The organism is Mucilaginibacter dorajii (genome assembly GCF_024808255.1).
GTDB lineage: Bacteria > Bacteroidota > Bacteroidia > Sphingobacteriales > Sphingobacteriaceae > Mucilaginibacter > Mucilaginibacter dorajii.
The window spans coordinates 121936-130382 of sequence record NZ_JANTYS010000019.1 but is presented as its reverse complement, the minus strand read 5'-3'; the positions used below and the strand labels follow the sequence as shown (position 1 = coordinate 130382).

General features: G+C 44.5%; 5 protein-coding genes. 2 read left to right on the top strand and 3 right to left on the bottom strand.

Features of this window, described 5'->3' with window-relative positions; all coding sequences use genetic code 11:
* Positions 1–119 precede the first annotated feature (119 nt).
* On the bottom strand, positions 120–677 hold the full coding sequence (locus FHS10_RS22135; RefSeq protein WP_259095049.1) for an outer membrane beta-barrel protein: 558 nt from the start codon (positions 675–677) through the stop codon (positions 120–122).
* Positions 678–1189: 512 nt separating this feature from the next.
* A complete protein-coding gene (locus tag FHS10_RS22130; RefSeq protein WP_259095046.1) occupies positions 1190–3607 on the bottom strand; it encodes a TonB-dependent receptor in 2418 nt (805 codons plus the stop codon).
* Positions 3608–3827: 220 nt separating this feature from the next.
* On the opposite strand from FHS10_RS22130, the gene FHS10_RS22125 reads away from it, so the two are divergent.
* Positions 3828–4943, top strand: a complete 1116-nt coding sequence (locus tag FHS10_RS22125) for a sensor histidine kinase (protein ID WP_259095042.1) — start codon at positions 3828–3830, stop codon at positions 4941–4943.
* Positions 4944–4945: 2 nt separating this feature from the next.
* Positions 4946–5659, top strand: a complete 714-nt coding sequence (locus FHS10_RS22120; protein WP_259095040.1) for a LytR/AlgR family response regulator transcription factor — start codon at positions 4946–4948, stop codon at positions 5657–5659.
* 280 nt (positions 5660–5939) lie between these two features.
* On the opposite strand, the gene FHS10_RS22115 is transcribed toward FHS10_RS22120, so the two are convergent.
* Positions 5940–8447 (bottom strand): TonB-dependent receptor, encoded by a 2508-nt coding sequence (locus tag FHS10_RS22115; protein WP_259095037.1) that lies wholly within the window; start codon positions 8445–8447, stop codon positions 5940–5942.

The following is an 8447-nucleotide window of genomic DNA, read 5'->3' as shown; positions in this document are numbered from 1 at the left end:
TTAAAACAAATTAAACAATAAATAGATATTTGAATTTACAGCAATAAAACATTAGTAATAAAAAAGAGGCTGATCATGATTTATGATACAGCCTCCCGTTTAAATGTTAAAGCGTATAATTAGAAACGGTATGCCAAACGCATACTTGCCTGGTTAAGGGCCCCACTGTTTGACCAGTTTTCGAATCTCGCCCCAACTTCTATTCCGTTGCCAAAGGTATAGCCTACACCAGGCGACCACGCAAATGACGTTTTATAGTTGGGACTTTTAGCTGCAATTGCCACACCAGCCTGGCCTTCCACAAAAAAACCATGGCTAACGTAATACTTGATGCCCACCTTAATAGGTATGAAACTGGCACCCGAACTATGATTGTCTTCGGCCTTCAAAAACTCTTTTTCGAAACTGGAATATTGCAGATACGTATACCCCGCTGATATGGTAAACAGGGTGTTGGTGGCAATAGGCAACTCATATTTGGCCGATGCTCCCCATAGGCCGGTGGAGTTTCCGCGGACATGGTTTAAAGTAACTCCTCCGTCTAACCCGAAACTGAACCGGGCATGATCTGCCGGAGAAGATGATGTTGTAGTGGTGGTGCTGGTTGATGCTGATTGAGCAAAACTGCTCCATACTGTGCCGCATACTACGGCTAACGTAAATAGGATCTTTTTCATAATGTGTGTAAAGTTAAATTTGACGGGCCTGCAGGGTACCGTAGCATTGATTGCTTGACAACACAGACGGGTATTTTTTTAAGATATTATTTCAATCTTTCATATTTAACACTTGTTAACTATTTTGAAACAGTACGACCAGCTTCCCCGGCTTTATTGCTATTTAACAGCACTCGAATCGGTGTTGCAAGAACTTCTTTTCCTTTTAGAAAAGAAGCAAAAGAAATTTTACGAAACGATTTGTAGTTAGGAAACAGATTTTAGAAGTAGAGCGGTGAGGATATCAACGGTATATGCCTGTCAGGTTTAATTCCCCTTTGCCGGCACTCGCCAGCATTGTAAGAATCTAAAAATCCTTCATTAGGCCATTTGGCCCGTCTGGAAATAGCTATACAGATTGTTTTTTTGCTCAAACATCATACTCAATAAAACAGGCACATTCAAATAACGATCATTATTCACCATCTTTTAAACACTACATGTGACTTGTTATATTAATTATCGTCATTTATTCAAAGCCGCTGCTGTTCTGCTTTTGTACCATTTGTATCGCGGGTCGCTTTTTTACTGGTCGAACCAAATGAACGGCTATAGGATAGTTTAATAATAGGGCGAAAGTAAGATTCGGGCCGGTAACTGATCTGAACATCGGTATCAAAAGCATCTGTGACTAATATACCACTGTGCCCGCGATAACTGCTGCCGGCAAAAATATCGGCAATGCTTAACTGAAAACTGCCCTTGTTGTTGTTAAGTTCCTTTTTAAAGCCGAGGTTGACGATGGCATTCCCATTTGAGCGGGAGTTGCTGTTATAGGATGAGGAGTTATAATAACCCGACAGTTCAATGGCGTATTTGCGCGGCAGTTTAAAGCTTTCGGTAAAATTCAGGGAATAGCTGAAATAACTTTTCTCCAGTAGTTGGGGGAAGTAGCTGATCCGGTACTGGTGCCAGCCGCCTATAAAATTATAGTTCATCTCCCACCAGGCTGTTGGCTTCACCGGGATGGTGGCCTGCGCGGTCAGGTTATTTTGCCAGTCGGCATTTTCGGGCATCAGATAAACCAGGCCCTTGGTAGGGCCGGGCACGCCCTGCACACCCAGTATAGGATCAGTATCGTGGCTGTAAAGGATGGAGAATAAATAATCCTGCCGGTTATATGCTAACTTAAGGTTATGGGTAATTGTTGGTTTAAGGGCGGGGTTTCCCGTAAAAACAGAAGTAGGAGAATTATAAGATACGTAAGATGCCAGCTCGGCAAAGGAAGGGCGGCTGATACGTTGGGTATAAGATAATTGTACTTCATCTGTCGCATTCAGTTTACGGCTAAAAAAAACATCCGGAAATAATTTACCCAGTGTGCGGTCTATAGCGTATTGCGCATTAAGTGAGTGGTCGGTTGTATTGCGTGAATATTCGTACCGGGCCCCTGCAGACAGGCTGGTCAAACTATCGGGTTTCCAGTTCAGCACCGCATAACCTGCAGCAATCAGCTCGCGGGTAGCCAGGTTGTTCGATGTGCCTGCACTAACGGGTACCCAGTGGTCGCCCACCAGGTTTTCAAGGGCAGATGCGCTTTTGCTGGGGGTGTAGGTACTTTTTAACCCGGTTTCCAATTGCAGCCGTTTGTTAAAAGAATTGCTGTAATCCAATTGAGCTACAAATACATTAATGTTGGCATTGGCCAGGTTGCGCTGGCGGGATGCAAACAGGCTGTCACTAAAATTACTTTGCACTTGCGTTGGCCCGTTACTATGATGGTCAAAGTAATCCAGGTTGATGTTTAATTTTTGAGCTGGGCTGATGCTTTGGTCGAGGTAAAGGCTGGGATGTATATAGTGGGTATGGCTGTTGCCCACTAGTTGCGAATCAAACACCAGGTTGGTATCGGCCAGCGCGTAATTGCCAAAGTTATGGCTATTGTTTTGGTTGGAGCTGATGCTGTAATAAACAGCGCCACCAATGACAGTCTTTGCACCCGGATGATAATCAAGCCCAGCCCCCAGTCCCTGATAAACGGATACCGTATTCCCTTGTCCATTATAATGAAAATTAGTTAAGCCGCCTATGATCGGCGTGTTAGAAATGCCTTGTGCCAGCAGCAAAGCATAGCTGTGGTCGCGGTTATAACTATAGGAAGCGTGCAGGCTTACCTTACTGCTATTGTTATACAGGTCAATATCGGCAGATGATTTATCGCCCTTACCGTAACCGGCAGAGGCTGTTACAGAACCGCTGGTTCCGGCCCGCTTATTTTTTTTGGTAACGATATTGATCAGCCCGGCATTGCCATCGGCATCATATTTGGCAGGTGGCGTGGCCAGCAGTTCTATTTTGTTGATATCATCGGCGGTCATGCCGTTTAGCATGGTGGCCACCTGGTTGGCAGACAGGCGCAGCAGTTTACCGTCAAGCATAACCATTACCCCGCTTTTGCCATTCAGGCTAATGGCGCTGGTCTGCTGATCGATGATGACGCCGGGTGAGCGCGATAGCACCTCCAAAACCGAACTGCCTTTGGTGAGGATGCTGTTCTGCACATTGACCACCAACCCGCCAGCCCCCTGCTCAACCAATGGTTTATGAGCGCGGATCACTACTTCGCTTAATTGTTTACCAGCTGTTTTGAGCAAGATCGTTCCGGCGTCAAAAGCCGAACCGGGAATGGTTAGTGATGAAACGTAGTTTGAATAGCCTACACAACTCACCTTAATGATGTAGGTTCCGGGCAAAACAGCGCTAAGCCTAAAACTACCTTTTGCATCCGACGCTGCCGAACGAACCAGTGTACTATCACTACTCCTTTTTAACAGTGATATAGTGGCATAGGCCACCGGGCTGCTATCGGCGATAACAAGCTTGCCGCTTACCTGGCTTTGCACGGCGGTGCCCAATAATAATGCACAAAGGGCCATCAACAATCTTTTCATACCCAAAAAACGCCTGGATAACCCGCGTACTAAAATCTTATTGACGATGTGCGGAAACTGGTTGACAATCTGCAGGAAACTGTACAATTGGGGGAGATTGGACCATTATAACAAGCGAATTTACCGTTTGTCCTTACCCGGTTGCATTTGGTCAATTAAATGCGGTCACTCATATAATTGGCTGTGGATATTTATGGGATTAATCCTAATTTTATTGATTATGCCGCAGAATTGGTTTTTCAAATACAAGATTTACCACATCCCTTTCTGGATGTTGTATAACTACCTGCTTTGGGCGCTAACGATTGACAGTGCCTACGAGGCCGCTCACGAAATATTTTTTTCCGTTTTTTTTATCAAGTGCTTCTTCTATGTAATCTTTCCGGCATTCGCTGTATATTTTAATTTGTATTTCCTGGTGCCCCGTTACCTGCAAAAAGGGCGCTACGGCTGGTATCTGCTTTTCCTGGCATTGGCCATCATCGCTTCTTCGTCGCTGATCGTGCCGGGGTATTACCTGAGTGCCTGGCTGGCAGGCAGCAACGCCAACAAGATGTTTGGCCTCGCGGGTGACTGGAACAGCTTTTATCACATGGCCAAGTCAGACCCTTTGAAATCTACCATAGCCGCTATTACGCTGGCCATGAGTATTAAGCTCACCAAAAACTGGATTGAAACGCAAAGACGGCAGCAGGCCCTGGAAAAAGAAAAGCTGGAAACCGAACTGAAATTCCTGAAATACCAGTTCAACCCGCACTTCTTGTTCAATAGTATCAATTCTATTTTTTTTCTGATCCATAAAAACCCCGATATGGCATCGGCATCGCTGGCCAAGTTTTCTGAGTTGCTGCGTCACCAGCTCTATGAATGCAACGACCAGCAGATCCCGTTGGACAAAGAGATTGCCTACCTGCAGAACTTTATTGAGCTGGAAAAGCTGCGCCAGAACCAAAGTCTGGTAGTGGAACTGGATTTGGAACGGGGTTACGGGGCAGATGCCGGCATTGCCCCATTTATCCTGATGACCTTTGTGGAAAATGCGTTCAAGCATGTATCCAAGGAAAAGGGCCAGCTCAATTGGATTAGTATTGGGCTGGCCGTAAGCGGGATGCAGCTTCATTTTACCATAGCTAACAATACTGCCGGACCCAATGGCCCCGAAGTGATCAATTACGGCGGTATCGGTTTAAAAAATGTACAGCGACGGCTCGACCTGATTTATCCTGGCGATTACCACCTGGATATACAACAAAAGCCCGAAAGCTTTACTGTAGCGTTGAAATTGCAATTGGTTCAATTGGAAGTATCCCCATCTGCACAATTAATAGCCGGATAAATATGATCAACTGTGTAATCATCGACGATGAGCCATTAGCGAGAGAAGGGCTTGGGAATTACGTGCGTGAAGTTGATTTTTTGAACCTGGGCGGTATTGGCGAAAACCCGCTGGAATTATTGCACCTGATCGATCAGCAGAAGATAGACTTGATATTTTTGGATATCCAGATGCCTAAAATGAACGGTATTGAGTTTCTGAAAATTCTGCAAAAACCGCCCATGGTGGTAATCACCACCGCTTACCCCTCCTATGCATTGGAAGGTTTTCAGTTGAATGTATTAGACTATTTGCTTAAGCCCATCACTTTTGAACGGTTCTTTAAAGCAGCTACCAAAGCGAGGGACTATCATAAGCTGCTGACGGGCGATCCTGCCAAACAGGCGGAAGATTATTTTTTTATCAGGTGTGGCAACAAATATGAAAAAGTATTCTTTGAGGATATCCTATACATAGAGGGTATGCAAAATTATGTAACTATTTATTCCACTAAAGGTAAATACATCACCATGCTTTCGCTTAAAAGCCTGGAAGAAAAGCTGCCTGGTGCTGGCTTTATCCGGGTACATAAATCCTTTATGGCCGCGGTTAACAAGATCGATAGTATTGAACCGGCTGAATTGATGATAGGAGGTAATCGTATTCCGATAAGCCGGGGCTACCGCGAGATGGTTATGGAACAAGTGCTAAACAAAAAACTGTTGAATAAAAAGTGATTGATTTACCAGGGTTTCATTTAAACCATCAGTCTTAAGTATTGCCGCTGCTTTAATTCAAAATTCAAAAATGAAAATTCAAAAAAATGCCTGGTTGCCTTGTCTCATCCTAAAAAGGTTACAGACGGAAGCTGAACCGCTTATACCAATTGTAATAAACAGGCATTACCTTCTCAATGCCTGTTTTTATTAACTATTAACTGACCGAAAGAACGACTGAAGGAAAAACTTTATCATATTGAGCAGGTAGTTGAGTTTTACCCATCGTTATGTTTGATATTTAAGAGGCATCATCAATTCGCTTGTCTGCGTTATCGTCTTTTTTCTTAGGTTGTTTGTGTACACCCGCGCTTTTGCCAAAATGATAGGTAAAGGTTAAAGTAGCTCTTGAACCAAGCGTTCTTCTTTCAAAATCCAAAAGCAAAGTATTACTGCTCCTTAAAAAGGCCCATTTACGGCTATTGAAAACATCAATGCTATTAAAGCTTAGGGATGCCTTATTACCCGGGAAATCATATTTAGCGCCGGCGTCTAATCCAAATGCGGGGCGGTTTTTGTCCTGTATAACCTGGTCGGCTGCCCGGTAATCTGCCCTAACCTGTATGGCCAGGCTTTTTGCAAGGGATATGTTGTTTGTAATATTGGCATTCCAGCTGAGGCCGCTATTGGCCGTGATGCCATATTGAGGTGCCGCGTCATTTTGCCGCTCAAAAATATTGGCATTGGCGGTGAAGTCCCAGGCTTTGATCAAATTAAAATGGCCAATCAGTTCGAGCCCTGTAGTGGTTGAGTGTTTTAAATTTTGAGCCATGGTGATGATCAGCCCATCAACCGGATCGCTTTCAATATGCTTAATTACATTATTGAGCCTGCTGTAATAAAGGCCGGACGTGAATGTGATGTTTTGCCAGGCTTTATTATAGCCCAGCTCTAATGAGTTGATACTTTCGGGTACCAGGTGCGGGTTACCTGTTTCATAATTTGTAGGGTCCGAAAAATCAGTTGATGGGTTAAGCTCCCGAGCAGTAGGTCTTGTTACCCTATTGGTATAGCTCAATTGTAACTGCTGGTTGTTTTGAAGCTTCTGCGTTAAAAAAACACTGGGGTACAATCCTTTACTGGGTACTTTTATGGGCGTGTGGTATAACAAGATGTTTTGAGAGGTGGGATTGTTAATGGTTGAATTAGGAAGCTCATACCCTGTAAAAGTAGCATTTAAATGCGCATCCTCTCCCCGTAAACCAAGCTCGTAGGTAAAGTTGTTAACCTGGTTTTTATAACTCGCATATACCGCATGGATCTGGTTATTGCTCGCGAAAAGGTTTGTAAAAGAATAAATGGGCACTGCACCGGTATTGCCAAGGGTATAAGCATACTGATTGTTATTGCCCAGGCTAATCTGGCTGCGGTAACCGGCAGCAAACTGCCCGGTTTTGCCTGTTGGTAATGTATAGTCGGCTTGTATATTATAACTGGTGCCGTTGTTGCGGATGTCGCTCTCCTGCGGATCAGCATCTGGCGCAGGCGAACCGGACCCCGGGGTGGTTAAATGGTTTTGATAAACCTGGAGATTCCTGGAATTGCTGTGCGAATAGGAAAAATTGAAGGTGAGTTCTTCTTTTGGTTTTTTGAAATGCTGGCTATAATCAACATCTACCCCGTAGCTTTTGCCGTTGCTGTTGGTGGTGTTGTTTTGAAGGCTTGATTGCACCGGCAAGCGGTTCGCGTCGAGGTTATCGATGTATAAAACCTCATCCCGGTGGGTATCGCGCAGGTTGAGGTTGCCGGAAACGCTCAATACACTTTTGGGTGCTAATGCATAATCAATACCGGCTTTTAAATTCTGGATCTTGTTTGTGGTGGTAGAAGGAAATAGCTCATTTGAAAAAACGGCAGCATCGGTTGGCTGTAAAAAAGTAAGGTATTGAAAGCCATTACTGTAGGTATCGCCATCGCGCAAGCTGTAATTTCCGTACAGGTTTACCTTGCTGTTTTGGTAGCTTAAATTTGCACTGCCATTATAATTATCGCGTGTGCCGGCCGCCAGGGTTACCGCGCCATTAAAGCCGGCCTTACTGTTCTTTTTCAGCACAATATTGATAATCCCCTGGCCTTCGGCATCGTACTTAGCAGATGGGTTGGCAATCACTTCCACATTTTCAATAGAGCTGGCCGGGATAGATTGGAGAATTTGAGTAACATCGCCGCCAGCAATAAGCGAGGGCTTGCCATCAATCAATACCTTTACCCCGGTTGACCCGCGCAGGCTCACATTTCCATTGATATCAATTTGCAGGGTGGGTACATTTTGTAACAGGTCGGCCGCGGTACCGCCCTGGCTCACCAGGCTTTGGTTTACTGAAAATACTTTTTTCCCCTCAGTGTTTTGCAGCGTAGCTTTCCGGGCAGTAACTGCCACCTCGTTCAGCATTTTGCTTTTGGCAGCAATCATCGGCACCTCGCCCAAATTTAAACCCCCGGTTGACGGATCAAGTACAATGGCTTCTTTAACAACGGGATCATAACCCACAAAACTTAGCCTTAGCGTAAAGGTGCCCGCCGGCAAATTATCCAAAACAAAATTGCCGTTGATATCTGTTTGAGCACCCTTAACATTCGCCTTGGTACGTTCATCCGTTAAAGCTACAGTAGCAAAAGAAATAACTTCGCGCGTTTTGGCGTCCTTTAAACTTCCGGTTATTTTACCGGTATTTTGAGCATACAGGTTAACAGTAAGACTCAAAAGCACCGGGATAATTGCTGTTAATTTTATTTGAAATAATTTCAT